We start from the raw sequence: 22574 nt of genomic DNA on the forward strand, positions 1-22574 counted from the left end.
GTGAATTATAATGAATTTATGAAAAATGTGGAGGAGTTTGTTTTTGCCGAGAGCCAGCCGGAAAAAGCAGATATCATTTTCGTGCCGGGAAATGGTTTCCCGGATATGGCAGAAAAAGCAGCTTCTTTATATAGAGAAGGATATGCCCCCTATATTTTGCCAAGCGGAAGATACAGTATTACACTTGGCAAATTTGCAGGTGTGCAGTCAAAAAAAGAAATATATGGTGGAGATTATGAGACGGAATGGGAATTCCTGAAAAATGTACTTTTGAAAAACGGAGTTCCGGAAGAGGCTATTCTGATGGAGAATCAGGCTACCTTTACCTATGAAAATGCAATTTTTTCCAGGCAGGTGACAGACCTTCACAAAATTCAGGTGAAAAAAGCGATTCTGTGCTGCAAAACTTACCATGCCAGAAGATCATTGATGTATTATCAGCTTTTATATCCGGAGACGGTAATTATGGTATGTCCGGCCTGCCCGGATGGAATTACCAGGGAGAACTGGAGAGAAACAGAAACTGGTGTGGAGGCTGTTACCGGCGAAATAGACAGGATTGTCAAGCAGTTTTGTTTAATGCTGGGAAATCGGTGAGATAAGAAAAATCCGAATGATCCGTTTTGGAAACATTCGGATTTTTACAATTGAAATCTACCGGAAATACCGGCATTTGCAGGCTTGCAGATTATGAAAAAATCAGCAGTATGACAGATTCATTTATGCGTCAGCAGCTTCTGGATTTTCTTTATGCTCTGGCAGCCAGATATGCACCAGTTCGATACGGTTTTTATCCAGTTCATCTACAACAAGATGCATGCCGTCTTCCAAAGTGACAGATTCGCCCTCGCGTGGGAGGCAGTCAAGCTGTTCAATAATATATCCGCCTACAGAATCGTAGTCCTCTGATTCAAGTTTGGTACCCAGTGCTTCGTTGACATCATCCAGTTTGGCAGAACCAAGAACTTCATACTCCCGGCCAGGCTGAATCTCACGGATCGGTTCTTCCTCATCTTCGTCATATTCATCACGGATTTCACCTACGATTTCCTCCAGAAGATCTTCAAGAGTGACAAGACCGGCAGTGGAGCCGTATTCGTCGAGAACAATTGCAAGGTTTACGGAAGCTTTTCTCATTTCCATCATAAGATCTGTGGTACGCTTATATTCATAAGTGAAATAAGGCTCACGGAGAATCTTACGGATAGAAAACGGTTCATTTTCCGGATAGAGAAGAAGATCCTTAATATTGATAATTCCAATCACATTGTCTGTGTTATCCTCATAAACAGGAAAACGGGTGTGCATATCTTCTTTAAAAATATCCATAAGTTCCTGATAAGTGGAATCCACGTCAATAAAAGTCATGTCAATTCTGGGAATCATTACATCTTTGGCAGCAGAATCACCGAAATCAAACACATTGTAGATCATCTGCTTTTCTTCCCGCTCGATAACACCGTTTTCCTGTCCTACATTTACCATAGAACGAAGCTCATGCTCTGTGATGGTGTCTTTCTTCGCATTGGGATCAACACGAAGGAGAAAAAGAATGCCGTTAGCCAGTTTTCCCACAATGTAAATAACCGGGGTCAGTACTGTCATAAGCGCATATATAGGTCTGGCATAGGTGAGCGCCAGATCATCCGCTTTCAGTGTGGCAATGGTCTTCGGGGTAATCTCGCCAAACAGAAGTACCAGTAATGTCATAACGCCGGTAGCCACGCCGATATACATGCTTCCAAATACTTTCATGGTAAAAGTGGTAGCAAGGGAAGAGGCTGCAATGTTTACAATGTTGTTTCCGATTAAAATTGTGCTGAGCATTTTTCCAGAATTGGAAATTATTTTCTCCAGGATAATGGCTCGCTTGTTTCCCTGTTCAGCCAGGAAATGGATCCGAATGCGGTTGGCAGCCGTCATGGATGTCTCCGCAGAGGAAAAGAAGGCGGACAACAGCACCAGAATCAGTATGGTGACCGCCTGTATAGGGACACTTGAATCCAAACTATATTCACTCCTTTTTTTATGTATTAAAAAGAATATACATGATTCAGGCTTAAAATGCAAGGAAAAAGCATTTGAATTGTTACTGTTCCTGGTAACGTTCCGCGAGGTGTTTTTTTGTGAACAAAGTTCACAGAAAACCTGAAAATTAAGTTTGCGCAGCAAACGCTACTTCTTGTGCTTGTCACAAGAAGGTTCGTTTTTCTGTGCATCGCGAAGCGCGTTACTGGTCACGGAATGAACAGTACTTTGAGTTTATGGATTGCGAAAAGTAACGAAAAAAGTGGAATTAGGGGTGTCGAAAAAAGAAGAACTGTGTTATAATTCAGTTCGGTAAAAAAATAAATTATTACAAAATATTTACAAAAGAGTAAAGATTTGATATAGTGTAGGTTAAGGGCTGAATAACTACTGTGAATCACAGTGTGAAAATTCACCTGTTTATAATTTTAGATTGATTTTGGACAGTTGTACTGCCTTTGGATTATATAGATTTTATGATTGATGTGGATTTGGCTAGAGCGTGTTTGAAAAAGGCTTTCTGCAAGATGTGCGTCACAATTTGTGGGAGATTTCGCTCGGATGAGGGCGCCGTAGCGGGCTACGGCAACCGAATTCGGGTGAAATATACCGCAAAGTGGGGCGTGCAGATTGCGGGAATGATTTTTCAAACACGCTCTACCCCGGATCAGTCACTGCTATTGCCTTGGACTTTCAAAATAATAGAAACTTCAGGAGGTACCTTATGATCCCAATTACCGGTCACACACAGCTTACCGCACTTCTTGGAAGTCCGGTGGCACACAGTATTTCACCACTTATGCACAATGAAGCATTCCATCTTCTTGATCTTGATTACACTTATCTTTGCTTCAATGTAAACGAGGAAAATCTGGAAACTGCTGTCATGGGACTGAAAACTTGCGGAATCCGTGGCTTCAACCTTACCATGCCAAACAAAAACAAGATCGTGGAGCTTCTGGACGAGCTTTCCCCTGCTGCCCGACTGATCGGCGCTGTGAACACCGTAGTCAATGACAATGGACGCCTTACCGGCTATAACACTGACGGTGTAGGATACATGCAGGCTGTCAGAGATGCAGGATATGATGTGATCGGAAAAACCATCACCATCATGGGGGCCGGTGGTGCAGCTACTGCCATCTGTGCACAGGCTGCCCTTGACGGGGTAAAAAAAATCCATATTTTTGCCCGTGAGACCAGTCGTTTCTGGAACCGCACACAGAAGCTGGTGGAAAATATCAACGCCACTCTTCCCTGCCAGGCCATTCTTCACGAAAACAAGGATAAAGAAGAACTGGCACAGGCTATCTCCGAGAGTGCGCTTCTTCTCAATGCCACCTCAGTGGGGATGGCTCCTGATACAGAAGGGTCCATTATTGAAGATACCAGTCTTTATCATCCGGATCTGATCGTGTCAGATGTGATCTACAATCCCCGTGAGACACGATTCTTGCGCGAAGCAAGAGAGGCTGGTTGCCGCACCTTCAACGGTATGTATATGCTGCTTTACCAGGGGGCTGAAGCGTTCCGTCTGTGGACAGGAAAAGAAATGCCAGTGGAGGAAATTAAGGCGAAATACTTTTCCGAATAATGCATTCATCTGCTATAATTCACAAGATTATATATTTTTTCACCTAATCCAGCTATATTTTATAACAATGTTAATATTTTCAAGAAAGGCGCCGCATCTCACAGCAGCGCCTTTCTTTTATATGGAAATCACGTTCCTATTTATTCACTTAAAACTTTTCGGAAAATCCGGCTTATTTCTGCTCTTCCTGAACCTCTACCTTACGGTTCTCTCTGCTCTTGATCTCAGCTTTGATAGAAGTAATGAACTCTCCAAGATCCTTCGCACCTTCATCTCCCAGGAAACGGCTTCTTACAGAAACTTTGCCCTCTTCCTCTTCTTTGGCACCAACAACCAGCATATAAGGAATCTTCTGAAGTCTTGCCTCACGGATCTTGTAACCGATTTTCTCAGCACGGGTATCAATTTCGACACGAATACCAGCCTCTTTCAGCTCGTTTACAACCTTTTCTGCATAATCCATATATTTATCAGAAATCGGAAGCACCTTCACCTGTACAGGAGCAAGCCATGTTGGGAATGCACCTGCAAAATGCTCGATCAAAATACCGATAAAACGCTCAATGGATCCAAAAGCAACACGGTGGATCATGATCGGACGATGTTTCTCGCCGTCAGCACCAACATATTCACAATTAAAACGGAGCGGAAGCTGGAAATCAAGCTGGATAGTACCACACTGCCAGGTTCTTCCGATGGAGTCCTCAAGATGGAAGTCAATCTTCGGTCCGTAGAACGCTCCGTCTCCCTCATTTACTACATAATTAAGCCCGAGGTCGTCAAGAGCTCCGCGAAGAGCGTCTGTAGCCATCTCCCAGTCCTCATCACTTCCCATGGAATCTTCCGGACGTGTGGAAAGCTCTACGTGATATTTGAAACCAAACAGCTGATATACCTCGTCAATCAGTTTTGCAACCCCTTTGATCTCCTCACGGATCTGCTCCGGCATCATAAAGATATGGGCATCATCCTGTGTAAAGCAGCGTACACGCATAAGTCCGTGAAGCTGTCCGGATTTTTCATGACGATGTACCAGACCAAGCTCACCCATACGAAGCGGCAGATCACGGTAAGAACGTGGTTCTGACTGGTATACAAGAATACCTCCCGGACAGTTCATTGGCTTGATTGCAAAATCCTGATCGTCAATTACAGTTGTATACATATTTTCTTTGTAATGATCCCAGTGTCCGGATGTCTCCCAAAGATGACGTGCCAGCATGATCGGTGTGGAAATCTCAACATATCCTGCTTTCTGATGGATTTCTCTCCAGTAATCAAGAAGAGTATTCTTCAGAACCATTCCCTTAGGAAGGAAGAACGGGAATCCAGGACCTTCGTCGCTCATCATGAACAGACCAAGCTCTTTACCAAGCTTTCTGTGGTCACGTTTCTTCGCCTCTTCCATACGGGTAATATATTCTTCCAGATCTGCTTTCTTTGTGAAAGAAGTTCCGTAGATTCTGGTAAGCATTTTATTCTTCTCGCTTCCTCTCCAGTAAGCACCTGCAATGCTGGTAAGCTTGAATGCTTTTACCGGTTTGGTTGTCATAAGGTGAGGTCCTGCACAAAGGTCAACAAACTCACCCTGCTGATAAAAGCTGATCTCAGCATCTTCTGGAAGATCTTCGATAAGCTCCACTTTATATGGCTCATTTTTCTCTTTGAAGAATGCGATCGCTTCTTCTCTGGATTTGGTAAAACGGGTAATCGGAAGTGCTTCCTTAACCACTTTCTTCATTTCAACTTCGATCTTTGCAAGATCCTCTGTGGTGATCGGGTTCTCGCTGTCAATATCATAATAAAATCCGTCTGCAATAGATGGTCCGATTGCAAGCTTTACATCCGGGTACAGTCTCTTGATTGCCTGTGCCATAATGTGGGATGTGGTGTGACGGAAAGCGCCTTTTCCACCCTCATCCTCAAATGTCAGGATGCTTAACTCGCAGTCCTTGTCAACTACATGTCTAAGGTCAACAACTTCTCCGTCAACCTCTCCTGCACATGCAACTCTTGCAAGGCCTTCGCTGATATCAGCCGCAATGTCGATAACGGATTTTGCTTCTGCGTATTCTTTTTTAGAACCGTCTTTTAATGTGATAATCATGATTCGTGTCTCCTTTTCTTTTTCTGAAACTGTATCCGGCAGGAAACTGTCTGATACGAAAAACGTATGGTAACGTTTGACTGAGCACTGAAAACCAAACATTTTCTGTACTCCCATGCAGGGACGAGACGAGCTGCAGTCTCCAAGGTCACACACAAACGTGGACTTTAACTCATTGCTCATGAAAAACAAAAGCCCCTTACAATGCTCTCACACTGTAAGGGACGAATATACTCGCGGTTCCACCCTGCTTGCCATAGCATACGTATCTGTAAACCAGGCCACTTATTTGATGGTAACGGAATCACCGGACCGGATTAGGGCCACTCGGAGGTAGTTTTCAACTGTTTCCTGATAAGGCATTTCCAGCCGCCTGCCTCTCTCTGAAACATTCCACAGTTTACTCTTCTCGTCAACGTGTTTTCTTATCACTGTGTCCCATTATAGCCTTGGGTTTTGGGTTTGTCAATAATCTGCAAAATAAAGATGATAAAAAATTAGATATTTCCCCGAAGTTTTTCTTTTACAAGTGCTGCTACTTCCCGCACCACATAATGCACCTGCATAATAGGATCTGATACCGCCGCAATTCCATAAGGATGTTTATATCCCAGCTTTTCCGCCAATTTTACTGCCCGGTACACATGAAAATTATTTGACAATATTCCCGTATTTTTCTTACTGCACCCGGTAAGCTCATCGGAAAATTTCAGATTTTCTTTCGTGCTTGTAGACTTCTCTTCCAACACCAGCCGCTCCTGTGAAATACCATGCGCTGTCAGATAATTCTCCATACATTTTGCTTCCGTAATATCCTCCCCAAAGCCCTGTCCGCCGGAAAGGATCAGCGTGGTATCTTCATTCTCCCTGGCATATTTCAGTGCCGCCTTCAGACGAAGTTCCAGGGCCTTGGATGGTACATCTCCTTTTACATGAGCGCCTAACACAACTACATAATCCAGGTTCTTTTTCCCGGAAGACTTCATTCCGGAAATCACACAGCTGCAGATAAATCCAAAACAGATAATTCCGACCAACACTGCTACCATGATCACCGTTCCCAGCCATCCAGGGAAAGCTCCCGGATGATTTCTTCCATAGCGGAACAGCACGGCGCCACCCTCAAAAAACACTGTAAGAAGTACCCAGAACCAGGCAAAATCAGCTGTAATGCCAGCATATACCACGATCAGCACATAATAAGCCAGGCTTAAAATCCCGGCGCAAAAACAAAATAAACTCAAATTCTCTTCTCTCTTTCTAAATTCAAATCCACTCTGCGTGTTTCACTCATTACTCGCACAAAGCAAACTGATTCATACTTGTAGAACTCATAAATCAACTAATTTTCCTATAAATATACACGAAACGGATTGCCTGGCAGTCATCCACCATTGCAATCCGTCCCCACAGCCGGAATCCACCGGATCCCGGTCAGTATTCACATTCTCTTATTTATTTCTTCCGCAGCAGAATTTATATTTCTTTCCGCTTCCGCATGGACACGGATCGTTACGTCCGATCTTGTGTGCCTTAACAACAGTACCGGATTTCTTCTGCTCAAGATAAAGCTCTTTACGTTTCTCCGGGGTAAAGATCTTGTCCCACTGTGGAAGATTATAAAGCCAGTCAGCTTTAGCGTCTACCATATTCTTGTAAAGAAGCTCTTTGTCAAAGCAAAGACTTACGGTAGTATTCTCATCCATAGTCTCGATCGGATTCTGAACCTTAAGGCTGTCATTGATTCCATCAAGGAAACCAACCATGGTGAGCACTTCCTGATTATATTTCTCAGCCAGCTCTTTAACTGTACCAGTAACTACTTCGTCCGGATTCTCAAGAAGCTGTGCATAAATGTTCTTCTCAATGTTAAAATATTTTGCCCAGAACTGCTGAAGTTTATTACGATCTGCCTGCTGGTCATAGGCAATGGCACGCCACTGCTCTAAAATGGTCTTGTCGCTCATTTCTTATTCCTCTTTTCAACAAAATTTCGTAATTATGCCGTTTTACAGCTGAAATTTATTATACCATCTTTTACCGAAAAACACAAATCTTATTTTTTTTCCAAAATTTTCTTGCAGATTTTCCATAAAATTCATACTATTTTTCTGTAACATATGTATAAAAAGCCAATGACAGGTTCATACTATGAGTGTTCAGTAAAATGAACAAACAAATTCATTGAACCCCCTTCAATGATGACGCATTACAAAAGATAAGCGAGATTAACTTATATCCTCCCCGGATAGCCCTGGAATCCGCCATTTTTGCGGCTCCAGGGCTATTTCCTATCTGTTTCCTACTGTTTCCCTGAAAATTGCATTTTTTTGACTTAATATATCATCACCACTCTGTCTCTTTTTGTAATAACAGTTCTGTGTAGTGCTAATATTTTTATGCCCCAGGTCTGCACTAATTTCTGTAAGTGGTACTCCATTATCAATGAGAATTGTTGCATATGTACGTCTACAGGTATGACTGCTATGATAGTCAACGCCAGCGAATTTACAGAACCTTTTGGCACTGTCATCAATCATATTTGCCTTTGCATATCCACCTTGGCGCGTCTCTACTACTTGTCCGCTGTGCCGTCCTAATTCTTCATTTCGGCGTTTGATTTCCTTAAGCCAATAGATTGCCTCATCGGTAAGAGCAATGATGCGCTGACCATCTGCTGTTTTTGTTTTGTCTACAGTCAAAATCTTTTTGCCAGTATCATACTCTGTGTAACGGATAACGGTTTTAGTAATACTGAATGTTTTGCTTTCAAAATCAATGTCTCTCCAGTTTGCAGCTAATAACTCGCCTACGCGGCAACCTGTAAATATTAATGCCATATACACCGCACTGTAATAAAACTGATGCGTTTTCCAAGCTCTTTTTGAACCCTCGCTTAATTTGCGTATCTCGTCATCGCTCCAAGCGGTCGTTTCGTGCTTACGTTCCTGGCTACATAAATTGGCGTTAATTTTGGTTGTCTTCATTTGATTCGCCTGCACGTATCCACGGGCAATTGCAAAATCGAATGTCTGTGACACAATGGATTTCATCTGTTTTATACTACCATATGCCAGTTTTTGGTGATATAATGAGTCAATGAATTGCTGACAGTCTGGCTGTCGAATCTCCCGTAATACTCGGCTGCCGAATTTCGTTCCTCTGATATGATTATGCCAGCAACGCATATATCTTTCATATGTAGCAGTTTTTAATCCGTCTTTGCTACTGCGTATGAACTCTTCGGCAGTTTGTTCAACCGTCATTTTTTTTGCCTTTTCTTCTGTATTCTCTCCATGTTCCACTATAATAAGAAGTTCAACAATTTTTTCACGGAATCTTTCTTTACACTCTTCCGGTGTTCTACCTATGACTGTATACCTCTTTTTATCTACGGAATACCGCGCTGGAGTTTTCGCTAAAAAATCGCCTTTCGCCGCTCTATATGATGGCTCTGGAATTTGCACTTTATATTTTGATAGTAAATCTGCCATTTGTTTCCTCCTGGCAGCCTCTACAACCTCTGGTGTAATTATACCATAATTGGCAATTAAATTCATTATGTCAGCCGAAATTTCCTTATTTTTATTCTCAAAAGCCGTATCTCTCATGTATCATTTTCTCCTTAAGATTTGATACATGAGATATATGGATATTTGATTTTTACGATATTTTTTTGCGAATTTTTTAAACCAACTTGACAGTCCCCCAAATTTGTTTTGTGTATTTTGACACTAGAAAAGAAACCGTCAAAATGGTCCCTCTATTAAATCCTTTTATACAATTCAACACTCAAAAATATAGTCCTTTTTAGACCTAATATCTTTTTTTCCTGTATCTAGTGTAGTAAAATACAATCAATAAAATTATTCAGAGGAGGACAGGCGATATGAAGAAGAAACACTTTCTAACACGGCTGATACTGTGCTTGCTGATGGCTCTGCTGTTCACTCCGGCAGCATCCATCACAGCACAGGCAGCATCCAAAAAAACGCCTACTAAGGTCACCATTTCAAGTGTAAAAGCAATGGGATATAACAGGGTGACTGTCAAGTGGAAGAAGGCCAAGAATGCGACCTCTTATGTGATTTACTATAAACAGTCTTCTGCCAAGAAATGGTTGAAGTTAAAGACAGTAAGTTCAAAGACTACTTCATATGTGCATAAGGCTTCAAAGAAGTATCCATTAAAACAGGGCGTGAAATACTCTTATCGCGTGAGGGCTTATAACAAGACCATTAAGAAATATGGTGCCTACTCCAAGGCTAAGACTGTGAAGATTCCGAAAAAGGCAGCTGCAAAACCAACAGAGACCCCGAAGCCAACAGTGAAGCCAACGGAAGCACCGGAACCGACAGCAGCTCCAAAGCCAACGGTTACGCCAAAGCCAACAGCTACTCCGATTCCAAAGCCTACTGAAGCACCAAAGCCGACAGCTGCTCCACAGCCAACAAAGGCTCCGCAGCCAACGGCTACACCAAGACCGACTGCAACTCCGGCTCCGACCGCTACACCAAAACCGGTTAAGGTTCAGGTATTACATTAAGCCAGACATCTTTAACCATGACCTTAAAAGGCCAAACAGCAAGTCTTACTGCAACAGTAACTCCAGATAATGCAGCAAATAAAAATATCACATGGAGTAGTTCAGATTCAAGTATTGCTACTGTAAATGCAAGCGGAACTGTTACAGCAATTGCAAATGGAACGGCTGATATTACTGCTACTGCTGCTGATGGCAGTGGAGTGAGCGCGAAGTGTAGTGTAACGGTGAGAGTGCCGAATAATGTAAGGAATATTACGTTAGAGGGTGGAAAATCTATTGGCATTGGACCTGACAGGGACGATATTAGTCAAATCGACTTCAGTAAAGTAACATTTGAAATTAAAAATACATCAAAATCAATTAATATTGGAGGTTTTTCTTCAAACTTATATTCAGCATCAGTGTCTATTACAGGATTAACTAGGGGAACGGCAACAATTCTTGCAAAATATAATGGAAGTGTGTTATTGACATATAATATTACTGTAACTTCAGATTGGCAGGAATATCTCGAATATGCTTCCTGGCGCCATACTGTCGAGTCTCAAATATGGACAAGCAACATGTCATTAAAAGACAAGATGGATGCGGCAAAAAATTATATTCAGACACATTATATCCATAAAGATGGAGCCTGTCCTGCAATGAATATCTATAAAGGACAGTATGCTGACTGCATTGCAGCAAGTGGATTTATGGGTGATTTCGCAAAAGATGCAGGAACTGTATCTCAGTATGGAAGCACATTGACCGGTCAGTATTATGAGTATCTTGTTGCTGCTTCAAGTGCAGGTGGACATACATTTAATCGAATTCTTATTGATGGGGAATGGGTAATATATGATGCAAACCCACCTCATGCATAATCAATGATTCCCAAAAAATATAGAGTATACGCAAAAGCGCATACTCTATATTTTTTTATATTATTTTTCTTCTTTTTTAGTTTTCTGGTCTTTTTATTTTTTAAATCGCAGATAATTAAACCAGTTCCAAGAATTGCCATGGTTCCAAATCCATAGAATATGAATTTCCAAACGCCTGTGGCTCCGGTTGTTGGCATCTTGAATGTAACATTATTTGTAACTTCAAATTTTGCCTCATAGAAGAACCATAAATTTTTATCGTTATCATAACGACCGCTGTCAATTGCCGCAGACATATCTTTTGCCTGTTTGTCTGTCATTGTGATTGGCATAATTACACATTTTTACCCGCACAAATACTATCAAATTCTGGTCTTTTTTAGACAGATATCTTTTTTTCCTTCATCTAGTGTAGTAAAATACAATCAATAAATTCGTTCACAGGAGGCAGATGCTATGAAAAAGAAACATATTCTAACCAAAATACTGCTTTGCTTTCTGATGGCTGTACTGTTCATACCTTCCACCAGCCAAACAGCAAACGCAGCCGTTAATAAAAAACGGCCGACAAAAGTCACTCTAACCAGTGCAAAAACAACATCTTACAACAAGGTCAGCCTCAAATGGAAGAAGTCCAAAAATACCACTTCTTATGCGGTATATTACAAGGCTTCTGATTCCAAGAAATGGGTCAAGATTGCAAATGTGAGTTCCAAGAAGACCGGATATACTCACAAATCTTCCAAGAAATACCCGTTAAAACAGGGTAAGACCTATCAGTACCGTATCCGTGGATACAACAAGAAGGCAAAAGGCAATAAGAAATGGGGCAAGTATTCTTCCGTTAAGAAAGTGAAGGTTCCGAAGAAGGCGGCTGCAAAACCTACAGAGGCGCCGAAGCCAACAGTAAAGCCAACGGAAGCACCGAAACCGACAGCTGTTCCAAAGCCAACGGCAGCGCCGAAGCCAACCGTTACACCGATTCCAAAGCCGACAGCGATTCCGAAACCAACTCAGATTCCGCAGCCGACAAAGCCGGTTCAGCCAGCAAAGCCGACATCTACACCGATTCCGAAACCGACGGCGATTCCAAAGCCTACTGAAGCACCAAAGCCAACCGCTGTGCCACAGCCAACAAAGGCTCCGCAGCCAACGGTTACACCAAGACCGACAGCGACTCCGGCTCCGACAGCTACACCGAAGCCTGTTAAGGTTTCAGGTATTATATTAAACCAGACATCTTTAACCATGACTTCAAAAGGACAGACAGCAAGTCTTACTGCAACAGTAAACCCAGGAAATGCAGCAAATAAGAGTATCACCTGGAGCAGTTCAGATTCAAGTATTGCTACTGTAAATGCAAACGGAACTGTTACAGCAATTGCAAATGGAACGGCTGATATTACTGCTACTGCTGCTGATGGCAGTGGGGTGAGCGCGAAGTGTAGTGTTACGGTGAGGGTGCCGAATAATGTAAGGAATATTACGCTAGAGGGGGGTAAAGCAAAGAATGTTGGCCCAACAGATACTTCACTCCCTAATTTTTCGGATTTTTCAAATATAACATTTGAAGTACTAAATAATAATGCAGGGGCTGTTGATATTCTTGGTTTTTCTTCAAACATGTACTCTGCTTCTGTATGCGTTAAAGGTTTAAGAGTTGGCAGTTGTGTTATTATTGCGAAATATAACGGACAAATTATCATGACGTATAATGTTTCTGTTACATCAAACTGGAACGAATATCTTGAATATACTTCTTGGAAAAAAACAGTAGAGAGCCAGATTTGGACTAATAGCATGGCATTAAAAGACAAATTGGACGCGGCACAGAATTATATTAAAACGCATTTTAAGTACAAAAACGGTGCACCACAATATGTATATGCATACGCAGAAGGAATTGCAGATTGCTTTACTGCAAGTGATTTCTTTGGAGATTTTGCAAAAGACGCCGGTGCTCAGGTAAAATATGTAAGCTCACATACTGGTAACATGTATGATTATATCGCATATGCTGTCAGTGACGGCGGGCATGTATTTAACCGTGTTTTGTTAGATGGTCAATGGGTAAATTATGACGCACAGCCACCGTTATCATAACACAGCATCAATTAAATAAATATCTCGGCATACAAAAACACACCACCATCACGTCTGTATATCTTATGCAGAATACTGATATTCCGAACGAAGTATATTCATCCCCCTTACACCTCTCGCAATCACGCGGGGTGTAAGGGGGATATCTGTTTAAGCGGTCATCCATACATTCTTCTTACATATTTTGAACTGGCCCCTTGTGGATATCCTGGGAATGTCTTACAACTTACACGACTTACAGCGTATAAGGAAGCCGCCGTATAAATATTGCGATAAAAAATGATTCGTATATTTTTTCCGGGAATATAGAAAGTGGGTATTTTTTGTGTAAGTTGTAAGAAGTAGTAAGAAATACGTATTCATTATATATACTATACAATTTATTCTTATATATCTATATATTTTCATGCATATTAACCATTTTTAATCCTCTACAAACCTTACGTTCTTACAACAGGTATTGTAAAGCCTGTAAGTTATCGGCTTACACCGACAGGTTTTCGTTGCCGGAAGGTATCCGTCCTTGGATGGAAAAACATCAGGGGAATTGCCCCGGGGGAGTTGTCTGTGTCCCGTCACAGGCTCCGATGCCTGTCATTTCCCTCTGCTTCCTCTACAGTCGCCTGCAGCCTGCTCATCACATATTCCGTTCTGCCAGCCAAATAAAGTGCATGTCCCAGGGTGTAATCTGTCTTGTAAAGAACCTTCTGGAAGGCATCCGACCGGAAGTGTCTGCCCCTTCTCCTGATACGGTCAACGGTCCGTTCCTCATAGATGCGTGACCACTTTTCCCTGCTGGCCTGAAACTCCGGGGATGCGGCTTCCTCCTTGGATATCCGGCAGTACAGTTCCTCGTACCTGCCAGCCGATTCCCGTATCTGTTCTTCATACCAGGATGTTTTCCCTTCCATCTGCCGTAACTCTTCCTCTATCTGCACCAGCTCTTGCGCCTTCTGCTGATACTCCCGGATATCTGAAAAACCTTCCTCATCCAGAATCCGTCCAAGGCGTTCTTTTCGGAAGCGGATGCCCTCCTGTTCTGCCAGTATCTCTGCCTGAATCTGTCCCGGCCGTTCACTCCACACCGGGAAGTTCCCCTTCTGTTCCTGCCGCAGCTTCGCAAGTTTTTCCCTGGCCTCCCTGTCCTTCTCCAGGATGTTCTCCCTTGCCATCCGTACCCTCTCCACAGAATCCTTCAAAGGCTGCAGCTCTTTTTCAAGGGCATCCTTCCTCTCCTGGATTTCTTCCAGATAGTACCGGGCAGATGCAATCTCGCCCCTCAGTTTTCCAAGCCGCTCTGCCACAGCCTCATACAGTTCCCCATTCTTCCCCCGGATTTCCCTTTCCAGGGCATCCAGGGTCTTACGGATATCCTCATTTTTCCGGTTCAGTTCCTTAATCGTTTCATTCAGCCGGTATCGGTCAGAATCCTTATTCTTGGAGGCGTGTGAGCCAAGATGGATGCCGGAAACCCGGTCTGAGCCCTGCTCTGCATAAGAACGGCAGTCCACCCTCTCCTGCCTTCCAGCACGTTCCAGAGCCTGGTTGACTTCCCGTTCCCAGGCCTTGCGGTAAGCAAAGACGGCATCCACAGAGTTCCACCGCTCCATCCTTTCATCCTGTCTGCCAAACCTGGTGGACCGGGGATTCTTTGATACTCTTACTGCCAGGTTTTCTGCAAAGGCCTCTGAAGGTGTCCTCCACACTTTCTGATGTCCTTTCCAATACTGGTATTCTTTTTCCCAGCCCTCAGATTTCACCGTCTTAAATTCCTCTGCGGTAAAGGCCTTTTCTTCGTCACCCCTCCTGCAAAGATACTCCTTCTGTGTTTTCGGCAGCCATTTTCCTTTTTCATCCATAGGCCGCACCGTTAAAAGGATGTGTGCATGTGGATTTCGGAAGACCATACTGCCTTATCCGTCACGCGTTTTCCATGCCCGTCTACCGGCACTCCCTCCGCATCCGTCACGGGCGGGCAGTGGATGTTCACATCCGCAATCATCCCCTCACTTACAAAGGTATTCTGGACATAATCCTGCACAAGGCGGATATTTTCCTCCATTGACAGCTCAATCGGCAGGGCAACCTCAATCTCCCTTGCCAGCCGTGCATTTCGCCCCTTCTCAGTCCCTTCCACTTCATTCCACAGCACCGCCCTGTCCTGAAACCTCTTTGGTGCATTCTCAGGCAGCATCACCTCACTGTATGCCACCCATTTCTTTTTGGAATAATCTTCCGTAGTCCCTGTGTATTCATTCTCTATCTTGCTGGCCGACCTGTAAGCAGCCGCAGCAACAGCGCTCCTACCTTCCGACCGTCCAATCACCTGAATGCCAAATTGAAATATCGCCATATTTTTCCCTCCTGTTTTCCTCATTTTTGCAGGCCTTACGCCCTGCACTTATGGCAGTTACAAGGCTCCCTGCTCACTCTTAATATGAAAAATCCCCCAAACGGTAAAACAACCACCCGTTTTTTATCCCGCTTTTTATTTGTCATATTAAAAGTGATAAGGGAAACAGCCTTATCTAATATCTTACAAGGAGATGAAAACCATGAAAGGAAATGAAACCACCGGAGCGCAGGGACAGGCACTGCAGCTCCTGTTTACTTACCAGGGCCTGGCTGAGAAAAATGGAAATATCCGGGATACATCCCTTCTGCTGGCGTTAAAAACAGAGGGCGCACCAAACTTCCTTGCCTCTGCAGTCATCAATTTTCCGGTCATAGACCAAAAGACAGTCCTGTTTATCCACGACCTCCAGCCATACAGGGGATACAAAAAAGAACGGCTGCGTCTTCTGGAGGCGGCAGAAGCCTTTGCCAAATCACACGGATACCAGGATATCTATATCGGCACCGGACGGCAGAAAAAGAATTTCTTAAGCCGTCAGGGCTTCCAGGAACTCCCGGACAGGTCTATGGCGAAAAAGGAACTCAGATATGAATAAGGACATCTGGAGGTGGATGAACCGCATCTTTGCAAGCGGCATCTGGCTGCAGCCATTTTCCATGGCTGCATTAATCCTATTCTTTAAAAGGGGACTGGACGGGGATACCTCATACCTAATTCTCTTTGCACTCTCTTTTCTGCCTTCTGTTTACGTCTGGTCAGAGAACCAGAGGCAGGCAGCATCAGGAAAAAAAGATTTCAGCATTGAGGATATCTTCCACGACAGGCCAACGGAGTATTCCAGCCCGCTGAAGATGCAGGCTATGTATCCCCAGGCAGACCCCAGGCTGTTATATGACACGCCCCAGGGCATTGTCCTTGGAAGGACGGAAACAGGACGGCTAAAAAAGCAGACTGCTTATCTGTGTAATCCGATAAAGGCAGACATCTGCAGAAATTCCCACGTTCTCGTCATAGGCGGCTCCGGCTCCGGCAAAAGTTCTGCCATCATCATCCCAAGCCTTCTTTCCACCCCGGATACCGGGATGTTCTGTGTGGACATCAAAGGAGAGTTATGGTCAAAGTCCCGCCGGATGGATGACCCGGATGTGGTCATTGTCAACTTTCAGGACAGAAGCAGATTCGGCTGGGACTTTTTATACCAGCTGAACCACAAGGACCAGGTGACTGACCAGGATATCCGGGAGTGCATGGAAGATATCGCAAACAGCCTCATCCCGATTCCCGCAAAAGAAAACAGCAAATTCTGGAAACAGAGCGCCCGCAGCCTTCTATGCGGCGAATTAACCGGTCTGTATAAACAGAAAGGCATCCACAACCTATCCGAACTGATTAACGAAATCCTTTCCAGGGATACCAAAGAACTGGTCGCAGAACTGATAGACCACGCGGCACCAAAGGCCATAGAAATAAAACTGCTCTCCTCCTTTAAGAATCTGGCAGACGAAACCCTCTCCGGTGTAGTCCAGGAGGAGCAGGAGAATCTAAAAGCCTTCACAGATGAAGATATCCGCTATGCCGCTGAGGTAAACCCCAGGCAGGCCAGTCCCCTGATGCTGGAAGAGAAAAAAGCCGTCTTCCTGGCCATCCCGGAGGAAAAGCTGGAGCCTTACTATAACGTTATCAATCTGATTATCTCCCAGGTGTTCAGTGCACTCATCAGACGCCCGGAAGGGAGCCTGCCCGTCATGGTCGTGATTGACGAATTTGCAAGGCTTGTATCGAGGGGACCACTCCCATATTTACACAACGGCCTCCTGTTGACAGGCCGCAGCCGTAACATCACCCTGATTCTGGTAACCCAGTCCCTGGCTGCACTGGAAACCGCTTATTCAAAAGCCGATATTTTAAGCGTTGTTGCCAACTGCGCTTACATTGCCGCACTGGATATCCGGGACCAGACCACAGCCAAGACCATTTCAGAGCTTGCCGGTACTTATAAAGAACGGGAGACCACCTGGTCAGGCTCGGGCAAAAACCGCAGCATCAGCATCACTTACCGTGATAAGAACATCCTGGAGCCCTCAGACCTTTCGCATCTGGTGCAGATGGATGAGGTGGTCCTGATATCCTCCGAGTTCAGCTATTGCCGGGTCAAAAAATGTTCTTACTTTAACGACCCCATCCTTGGCCAGCAGTCAGACCGCATCCAGAGATACAACCGGGAGGCCCTTGGCATTGAGGGCAAAGAACAGCCAATGCCGGTAAAAATACCAACAGACAATACCAATCCATATCTCCGCTTTGCAAAGACTTTGGCGGAGAAGTACAGCCGGATGGCAAAAGAAAAAACACAGTCCATCTGGCAGAATCTAAAAGGAGATATAAACAATGAAAAAAGAAGATATAGAAAGAATCATAAAAGAAATACAAAAAAGGATGCCCGCCTGCGAGGTGAAGGCAGAGACCATAAATAAAATCGGCGGCACCAGGGAGGCGATTTCCTGTAAATTTCCTTCTGAAAACTATGCAGTCATCCTATACCCGGATGATTACCAAGGTCTGCTTGATTCCGGGGAATCCCCACAGAATCTCGGACGTTATCTGACCTCACAGATAGAGAAGCGAAAAGATAACCTCCCAATCGGGCCAACGACCGCTGAAGAATTTAAAAAGGGCCTGTACATCCAGGTCATCAATGCAGATATCAACCGAGAACTGTTAGAAAGCCTCCCTCACGATTCTATGGAGGACATTGCTATCGTAGCAAGATACCAGGTACCAAAAGACAACGGAGAATTTACTTCCTTCCTGGTCACCAAGGATAACATGCAGGAGTTTCAGATGAGCCAGGGGGAAGTCATGGAAGCCGCTTATAAAAATACGGCGGCCCAGGAATTTTGCCTGCATAAGCCAGAAGATATCATGCGTGAAATCTTGCAGGAGCAAAATATTCCAGAAGAGGCAATAGACCTCTACTTATCTAACACAGACAGTCACCTCTACATGCTTACAAACAGGGAGCAAATCAACGGCGCCAATGCCTTAGTCTGCCCAGAGGTATTGCAGAACATATACAAAGAATTTGGAGAGCCTTATTATGTCCTCCCCAGTTCTACCCATGAGTTGATACTTGCCAAAGACAGCAGCGGCCTGACCCAGGATGAACTGCGCCAGATGGTACAACAGGTCAACGTATCAAGCGTAACGCCAGATGTCTTACTTTCCTATAACCTCTTTCACTACGACGGTCGGAAACTCTCAGCCGTACAGGAAAAAGAGCAGGTCCTGGAAGCAGCCAGACAGCATAAACTGATACATTGAAAAGGAGGAGCAAAGATGGATAAAAAAGAAATGTTACTGGAAACAATCCAGAATTACTTTCAAATGAAAAAAGACGTCTTCCAGATAGAGATTGTAAGGGAAGACGGAAAAAGAATGGAATACACAAAAGAATAATATTCACCACAACAGCAGCTGTTCACGAAGAAACGTGGACGGCTGTTTGTTTTCTAAAAATCCGCAAAATTTTACCAGCCGTCTCTTTTTCCAGCATACTATAGACAAATAAAATGAAAAGGAGAATGAACTTATGATTCAGACAGAAAAAATCTTAGAAAGAACCAGGAAACTTTCCCGTCACGAAAAGAAAACAATTTTGTACAGAAGGGATGATGTTCTCTGTGACCTCGTAACCGAAGGCTGTTACAGCGGCATTCCAAGAGACCTGTTGAAAGAATGCCTGGTTATGTATATTAGACAGGACTGTGAAAACGGCCCCCTGGAATTTCCTCACTGGCTCCATGACCTGTATTATGGTAATGATGAGCGGCGCATGTTCCAGATTGACAAGGCCTTTCGCAGAATCGGTTACTGTAAAAACTACGACAACCTTATTATGCTGATGCGCGGTAAGCCAAAGGAAATCAAGATTGATGTGGAGCAGTTAATAAAGGACCTGGATAATATGGATGAGGCATATGAGAAGTGGAGAAGAGAGATTTTTTTAAGAGATGCATAATGTAATTCACATTCTATAGACAATCAAATACAATCTTGCTTAAAGTGTCACTTTAAGAAAACCAAGAAAATACTACACCACCATCACAAAATCGATGGTGGTGTGTTTTAATATATTGAGATATTTATTTGATTCTTACGAAACTTATAATAATTACGGTAACGGGCAAGCGTCATAGTTCACCCACTGTCCATTTAATAGAACTTTATTAAAAAGATGACCAGCATTGCTTACAGCATCCGCAAGGTAATCATACATCTGGCCAGTGTATGTGCTAGCATATTTTACCTGCGCCCCAGCATCTTTTGCAAAATCTCCAAAAATTTCAGTTGAGCCGAAACAATCGCACATCTTATCAGAATAAATTAGTACAGCCTGACAATATCCGAGTTTGTAAGAAAATTCGGTTTTTATATAGTTGCAAGCTGCATCTAATTTATCTTTTAATGACATGTTACTTGTCCAGATTTGAGACTCAATAGAATGTCGCCATGCTGTGTATTCAAGATATTCCTGCCAGTCTGAAGTTATAATAACCTTCCATGTTTTAATAATTTTTCCATTATATACCGCGTCAATTCTGAGTTCTCCTGATTTTAATGCTGTAAAATTAATAAATGCACACCAAGAAGAATTATCATATCCTTGTCCATTGATTTGAATTATAGATGTATCACCATTAATTTTCATAACAATCTGTTTCAGTCTATACTTGAATCTACACTTTCTGGTGAAATATAGCAATCTGTACTCTTGCCACCTTCAAGTGTAATGGTCTTAACATTATTTGGTATTTTCACCGTCACACTACACTTCGCACTCACTCCACTGCCATCATCAGCAGTAGCGGTAATATCAGCCGTTCCATTTGCAACTGCTGTAACAGTACCATATGTGTCTACTGTTACAATACTATTATCAGAACTGCTCCAGGTGATACTTTTATTTTCTGCATTTTCTGGACTTACTGTTGCGGCAAGACTTGCTGTCTGGCCTTTTGAAGTCAGTGTTAAAGAGGTCTGGCTTAATGTAATGCTTGAAACCATAACCGGTTTTGGTGTAGCCGTTGGCTGTGGAATCGCTGTCGGCTTTGGAACTTCTGTAGGCTTTGGAATCGCCGTAGGTTTCGGAATCGGTGTAGCTGTCGGCTGCGGTGCCTTTGTTGGCTGCGGAGCCGCCGTAGGTTTTGGTTCCGCCGTTGGCTTTGGAGCAACTGTTGGTTTAGGTGTCGCTGTTGGCTTTACCGTAATGGTTGGCTGTGGCTTCTGTGTCGGCTTTGTAGTTACAACGGCCTTCTTCGGCATCTTCACAGTCTTAGTCTTGGAATAACCGCCATACTTCTTACCGGCCTTGTTATAGGCCCTCACGCGATAAGAATATTTCACGCCCTGCTTTAACGGATATTTCTTGGATGTCTTATGTGTATATATTGTTGTTTTCGCACTTACATTCTTCAACTTCACCCATTTCTTAGCCGAAGCCTGTTTATAGTAAATCACATAAGCGGTTGCGTTTTTCGCTTTCTTCCACTTGACGGTCACTCTGTCATAGCCCGTTGCCTTCACACTGGAAATCCTCACCTTAGAAGGCGTTTTCTTGGATGCTGCCTGCGCCGTGATGGATAAGGCAGGAATGAACAGCATGACCATCACTATGCACAATATTAGCCGTGTTAAAAAGTGTTTCTTTTTCATTTATCTGTCCTCCTTAAAACAAATCTTGTTGACCATATTGTACTACGAAGGAGGACAGAATGGAAGATATCAGAGAGAAAAAGTCAGGGATGGAGTCAGGTTTTCAACCTTCCCCTCTTTTATTTCACTGGTATGCTGAAAGATGGATTTTTCATTTTTCTACAGTTAGTATGCCGAGTAATTTGAAAAATGAAGTTTTCTGACATAAAAAAAAGAAACACCTTCCATTTCGGGGATGTTTCCTACCTGTTTCCTTTGTTTCCTAGAGGTTGTGAAGGCCGCATTTTTACTGTATTTTTTAGCTTTGGGGAAGATACTTATATCCTCCCCGAAACGCCCCGGCTTCTGAAGTACTAGCTGAAGCCGGGGCGTTAACTTTCCTGTTTTGCTGTTTTTTTCTATTTTACTCCAAGCTTCTCCAGTTCCTTTGCCGCCTGCTTCAGATCATGGAATTCAATGGCATGAATACCAAGCTTTCTTGCAGCCTCGCAGTTCTCCGGGCGGTCATCCAGGAAAACGCTCTCCTCCGGTTTTAAACCGAATCTGGAAAGAAGTGTCTCATAAATATCAGCCTCCGGTTTGATCTGCTGAACCTCACAGGAGAAAATCACACCATCCATATTTTTCAGAAAAGGCATTTTACCTGGTCTTGTCTGATCCAGCATGAATTGGCTGTAGTTTGACAGAATGTACAGATGATAGCCCTGGCTTTTCAGATAGCTGGTCCAGGTTTCGGCGTAATCCTTAATTCCAATTGTTTTTCCTGATTCTTCGATCACACGCTTTACATCCGCTTCGTACTCGGCCGGAAGTTCTGCGATAAACTGTTTCCGGTATTCTTCTTCAGGAAACAGGCCACGGTCACGCTCATTCCAGATCTGGCTCTTAAAAACCTTCTCAGCAATCAGCTTCTCTTCTTCTGCCGAAAAGTGGAACGCTTTCAGATAGCTTTCCCAATCATAGGAAACCAATACCTGTCCCACATCAAAAATTATGTTTTTCACTTCGCCTGCGACCTCCTTTTCCTCTTTCTTCAAAAGTTTATAAACCATAAGAAATACATAAGCCAGCACTGGCACCAGAATTACAGTACCTACTGCTGCCTTAAAATTCCCCTGTGCGTTGTCGCCGCTGCCAAAAGCAAAGATCATAGGCAGACAGCAAACTGCCAGTAAGACTACCACTCCCAGAATGGCAGCTGCACGTTTAAAATTTTTCATTCTTTATTCCTTTATAAAATCCGTTTTCTTTTTTGTCATCTA

General features: G+C 43.5%; 23 protein-coding genes. 11 read left to right on the forward strand and 12 right to left on the reverse strand.

Annotated features, from left to right (window positions below):
* Window positions 1-597 (forward strand): YdcF family protein, encoded by a 597-nt coding sequence (locus DW904_RS05995; protein WP_330590207.1) that lies wholly within the window; start codon window positions 1-3, stop codon window positions 595-597.
* A gap of 123 nt (window positions 598-720) precedes the next feature.
* Here the strand turns inward: DW904_RS05995 and DW904_RS06000 are convergent, their stop codons facing one another.
* Both DW904_RS06000 and DW904_RS25060 read right to left on the reverse strand, forming a co-directional pair.
* A complete protein-coding gene (locus DW904_RS06000) occupies window positions 721-2007 on the reverse strand; it encodes a hemolysin family protein (RefSeq protein ID WP_118578499.1) in 1287 nt (428 codons plus the stop codon).
* Window positions 2008-2456: 449 nt separating this feature from the next.
* Window positions 2457-2636 (reverse strand): DUF6783 domain-containing protein, encoded by a 180-nt coding sequence (locus DW904_RS25060; RefSeq protein WP_347562039.1) that lies wholly within the window; start codon window positions 2634-2636, stop codon window positions 2457-2459.
* Between DW904_RS25060 and DW904_RS25065 the strand changes: the two genes are divergently transcribed.
* Together DW904_RS25065 and DW904_RS06010 are read left to right on the forward strand one after the other, a co-directional pair.
* Entirely contained in the window at window positions 2556-2756 is a 201-nt protein-coding gene (locus tag DW904_RS25065) for a DUF6783 domain-containing protein (RefSeq protein WP_306467801.1), read from the forward strand. The two genes, DW904_RS25060 and DW904_RS25065, sit on opposite strands and share 81 nt — an antisense overlap.
* Window positions 2753-3622: a shikimate dehydrogenase gene (locus DW904_RS06010; RefSeq protein ID WP_118578501.1), complete on the forward strand. Its 870-nt coding sequence runs from the start codon at window positions 2753-2755 to the stop codon at window positions 3620-3622. Before DW904_RS25065 ends, DW904_RS06010 begins: the two co-directional genes overlap by 4 nt.
* A gap of 172 nt (window positions 3623-3794) precedes the next feature.
* Here DW904_RS06010 and thrS read toward each other — a convergent pair whose 3' ends face one another.
* The 4 genes from thrS to DW904_RS06030 form a co-directional block, all read right to left on the reverse strand.
* Window positions 3795-5732, reverse strand: coding sequence for a threonine--tRNA ligase (gene thrS, locus DW904_RS06015; protein WP_334284991.1), 1938 nt, complete (start codon window positions 5730-5732; stop codon window positions 3795-3797).
* Between the two features lie 494 nt (window positions 5733-6226).
* Window positions 6227-6973 carry a YdcF family protein gene (locus tag DW904_RS06020; protein ID WP_118578502.1) on the reverse strand — a complete coding sequence of 249 codons (747 nt, stop codon included), beginning with the start codon at window positions 6971-6973 and terminating at the stop codon, window positions 6227-6229.
* Between the two features lie 207 nt (window positions 6974-7180).
* Window positions 7181-7696, reverse strand: coding sequence for an SEC-C metal-binding domain-containing protein (locus DW904_RS06025; RefSeq protein WP_118578503.1), 516 nt, complete (start codon window positions 7694-7696; stop codon window positions 7181-7183).
* 324 nt (window positions 7697-8020) lie between these two features.
* Entirely contained in the window at window positions 8021-9340 is a 1320-nt protein-coding gene (locus DW904_RS06030; RefSeq protein ID WP_118578504.1) for a site-specific integrase, read from the reverse strand.
* A 278-nt stretch (window positions 9341-9618) separates the two neighbouring features.
* On the opposite strand from DW904_RS06030, the gene DW904_RS23690 reads away from it, so the two are divergent.
* Window positions 9619-10275, forward strand: a complete 657-nt coding sequence (locus DW904_RS23690) for a fibronectin type III domain-containing protein (RefSeq protein ID WP_202187675.1) — start codon at window positions 9619-9621, stop codon at window positions 10273-10275.
* Between the two features lie 17 nt (window positions 10276-10292).
* Window positions 10293-11141, forward strand: a complete 849-nt coding sequence (locus DW904_RS06040; RefSeq protein WP_207664908.1) for an Ig-like domain-containing protein — start codon at window positions 10293-10295, stop codon at window positions 11139-11141.
* On the opposite strand, the gene DW904_RS06045 is transcribed toward DW904_RS06040, so the two are convergent.
* Window positions 11132-11473, reverse strand: coding sequence for a hypothetical protein (locus DW904_RS06045; RefSeq protein WP_118578506.1), 342 nt, complete (start codon window positions 11471-11473; stop codon window positions 11132-11134). The genes DW904_RS06040 and DW904_RS06045 overlap by 10 nt on opposite strands.
* Before the next feature lie 124 nt (window positions 11474-11597).
* Between DW904_RS06045 and DW904_RS06050 the strand changes: the two genes are divergently transcribed.
* On the forward strand, window positions 11598-13244 hold the full coding sequence (locus tag DW904_RS06050; RefSeq protein ID WP_118578507.1) for an Ig-like domain-containing protein: 1647 nt from the start codon (window positions 11598-11600) through the stop codon (window positions 13242-13244).
* 575 nt (window positions 13245-13819) lie between these two features.
* Here the strand turns inward: DW904_RS06050 and DW904_RS06055 are convergent.
* Window positions 13820-15103, reverse strand: coding sequence for a MobA/MobL family protein (locus DW904_RS06055; RefSeq protein ID WP_202187676.1), 1284 nt, complete (start codon window positions 15101-15103; stop codon window positions 13820-13822).
* Between the two features lie 11 nt (window positions 15104-15114).
* Complete coding sequence (locus tag DW904_RS24485) at window positions 15115-15597, reverse strand: MobA/MobL family protein (protein ID WP_202187677.1); 483 nt, start codon at window positions 15595-15597, stop codon at window positions 15115-15117.
* 202 nt (window positions 15598-15799) lie between these two features.
* Here DW904_RS24485 and DW904_RS06065 point away from each other — a divergent pair, with 202 nt between their 5' ends.
* The 4 genes from DW904_RS06065 to DW904_RS06080 all read left to right on the forward strand — a co-directional run bounded on the left by DW904_RS06065 (window position 15800) and on the right by DW904_RS06080 (window position 19618).
* Complete coding sequence (locus tag DW904_RS06065) at window positions 15800-16195, forward strand: hypothetical protein (RefSeq protein WP_118578510.1); 396 nt, start codon at window positions 15800-15802, stop codon at window positions 16193-16195.
* On the forward strand, window positions 16188-18074 hold the full coding sequence (locus tag DW904_RS06070) for a type IV secretory system conjugative DNA transfer family protein (protein WP_118578511.1): 1887 nt from the start codon (window positions 16188-16190) through the stop codon (window positions 18072-18074). The genes DW904_RS06065 and DW904_RS06070 overlap by 8 nt, the downstream gene beginning before the upstream one ends.
* Entirely contained in the window at window positions 17989-18921 is a 933-nt protein-coding gene (locus tag DW904_RS06075; RefSeq protein ID WP_118578512.1) for a DUF5688 family protein, read from the forward strand. Before DW904_RS06070 ends, DW904_RS06075 begins: the two co-directional genes overlap by 86 nt.
* 268 nt (window positions 18922-19189) lie before the next feature.
* On the forward strand, window positions 19190-19618 hold the full coding sequence (locus DW904_RS06080) for a type I-E CRISPR-associated protein Cse2/CasB (protein WP_118578513.1): 429 nt from the start codon (window positions 19190-19192) through the stop codon (window positions 19616-19618).
* 153 nt (window positions 19619-19771) lie between these two features.
* Here DW904_RS06080 and DW904_RS06085 read toward each other — a convergent pair whose 3' ends face one another.
* Complete coding sequence (locus DW904_RS06085; protein WP_118578514.1) at window positions 19772-20308, reverse strand: hypothetical protein; 537 nt, start codon at window positions 20306-20308, stop codon at window positions 19772-19774.
* Between the two features lie 11 nt (window positions 20309-20319).
* Window positions 20320-21312 (reverse strand): Ig-like domain-containing protein, encoded by a 993-nt coding sequence (locus tag DW904_RS24490; RefSeq protein ID WP_118578515.1) that lies wholly within the window; start codon window positions 21310-21312, stop codon window positions 20320-20322.
* 59 nt (window positions 21313-21371) lie between these two features.
* Here DW904_RS24490 and DW904_RS22780 point away from each other — a divergent pair, with 59 nt between their 5' ends.
* A complete protein-coding gene (locus DW904_RS22780) occupies window positions 21372-21515 on the forward strand; it encodes a hypothetical protein (protein ID WP_202187678.1) in 144 nt (47 codons plus the stop codon).
* Window positions 21516-21710: 195 nt separating this feature from the next.
* Here DW904_RS22780 and DW904_RS06095 read toward each other — a convergent pair whose 3' ends face one another.
* On the reverse strand, window positions 21711-22532 hold the full coding sequence (locus tag DW904_RS06095) for an HAD family phosphatase (RefSeq protein ID WP_118578516.1): 822 nt from the start codon (window positions 22530-22532) through the stop codon (window positions 21711-21713).
* Window positions 22533-22574 lie beyond the last annotated feature (42 nt).

Source organism: Ruminococcus sp. AM42-11, assembly GCF_003480145.1.
In the GTDB taxonomy this organism is placed as follows: Bacteria; Bacillota; Clostridia; order Lachnospirales; family Lachnospiraceae; genus Blautia_A; species Blautia_A faecis.

Bases quoted from the DNA above. Each gene is read 5' to 3' on its own strand.
- DW904_RS25065 (WP_306467801.1), top strand. From the start codon at position 2,556: ATGTGCGTCACAATTTGTGGGAGATTTCGCTCGGATGAGGGCGCCGTA.
- DW904_RS06010 (WP_118578501.1), top strand. From the start codon at position 2,753: ATGATCCCAATTACCGGTCACACACAGCTTACCGCACTTCTTGGAAGT.
- DW904_RS06025 (WP_118578503.1), bottom strand. From the start codon at position 7,696: ATGAGCGACAAGACCATTTTAGAGCAGTGGCGTGCCATTGCCTATGAC.
- DW904_RS06030 (WP_118578504.1), bottom strand. From the start codon at position 9,340: ATGAGAGATACGGCTTTTGAGAATAAAAATAAGGAAATTTCGGCTGAC.
- DW904_RS23690 (WP_202187675.1), top strand. From the start codon at position 9,619: ATGAAGAAGAAACACTTTCTAACACGGCTGATACTGTGCTTGCTGATG.
- DW904_RS06040 (WP_207664908.1), top strand. From the start codon at position 10,293: ATGACCTTAAAAGGCCAAACAGCAAGTCTTACTGCAACAGTAACTCCA.
- DW904_RS06045 (WP_118578506.1), bottom strand. From the start codon at position 11,473: ATGCCAATCACAATGACAGACAAACAGGCAAAAGATATGTCTGCGGCA.
- DW904_RS06050 (WP_118578507.1), top strand. From the start codon at position 11,598: ATGAAAAAGAAACATATTCTAACCAAAATACTGCTTTGCTTTCTGATG.
- DW904_RS06055 (WP_202187676.1), bottom strand. From the start codon at position 15,103: ATGGATGAAAAAGGAAAATGGCTGCCGAAAACACAGAAGGAGTATCTT.
- DW904_RS24485 (WP_202187677.1), bottom strand. From the start codon at position 15,597: ATGGCGATATTTCAATTTGGCATTCAGGTGATTGGACGGTCGGAAGGT.
- DW904_RS06065 (WP_118578510.1), top strand. From the start codon at position 15,800: ATGAAAGGAAATGAAACCACCGGAGCGCAGGGACAGGCACTGCAGCTC.
- DW904_RS06070 (WP_118578511.1), top strand. From the start codon at position 16,188: ATGAATAAGGACATCTGGAGGTGGATGAACCGCATCTTTGCAAGCGGC.
- DW904_RS06075 (WP_118578512.1), top strand. From the start codon at position 17,989: ATGAAAAAAGAAGATATAGAAAGAATCATAAAAGAAATACAAAAAAGG.
- DW904_RS06080 (WP_118578513.1), top strand. From the start codon at position 19,190: ATGATTCAGACAGAAAAAATCTTAGAAAGAACCAGGAAACTTTCCCGT.
- DW904_RS06085 (WP_118578514.1), bottom strand. From the start codon at position 20,308: ATGAAAATTAATGGTGATACATCTATAATTCAAATCAATGGACAAGGA.
- DW904_RS24490 (WP_118578515.1), bottom strand. From the start codon at position 21,312: ATGAAAAAGAAACACTTTTTAACACGGCTAATATTGTGCATAGTGATG.
- DW904_RS22780 (WP_202187678.1), top strand. From the start codon at position 21,372: ATGGAAGATATCAGAGAGAAAAAGTCAGGGATGGAGTCAGGTTTTCAA.
- DW904_RS06095 (WP_118578516.1), bottom strand. From the start codon at position 22,532: ATGAAAAATTTTAAACGTGCAGCTGCCATTCTGGGAGTGGTAGTCTTA.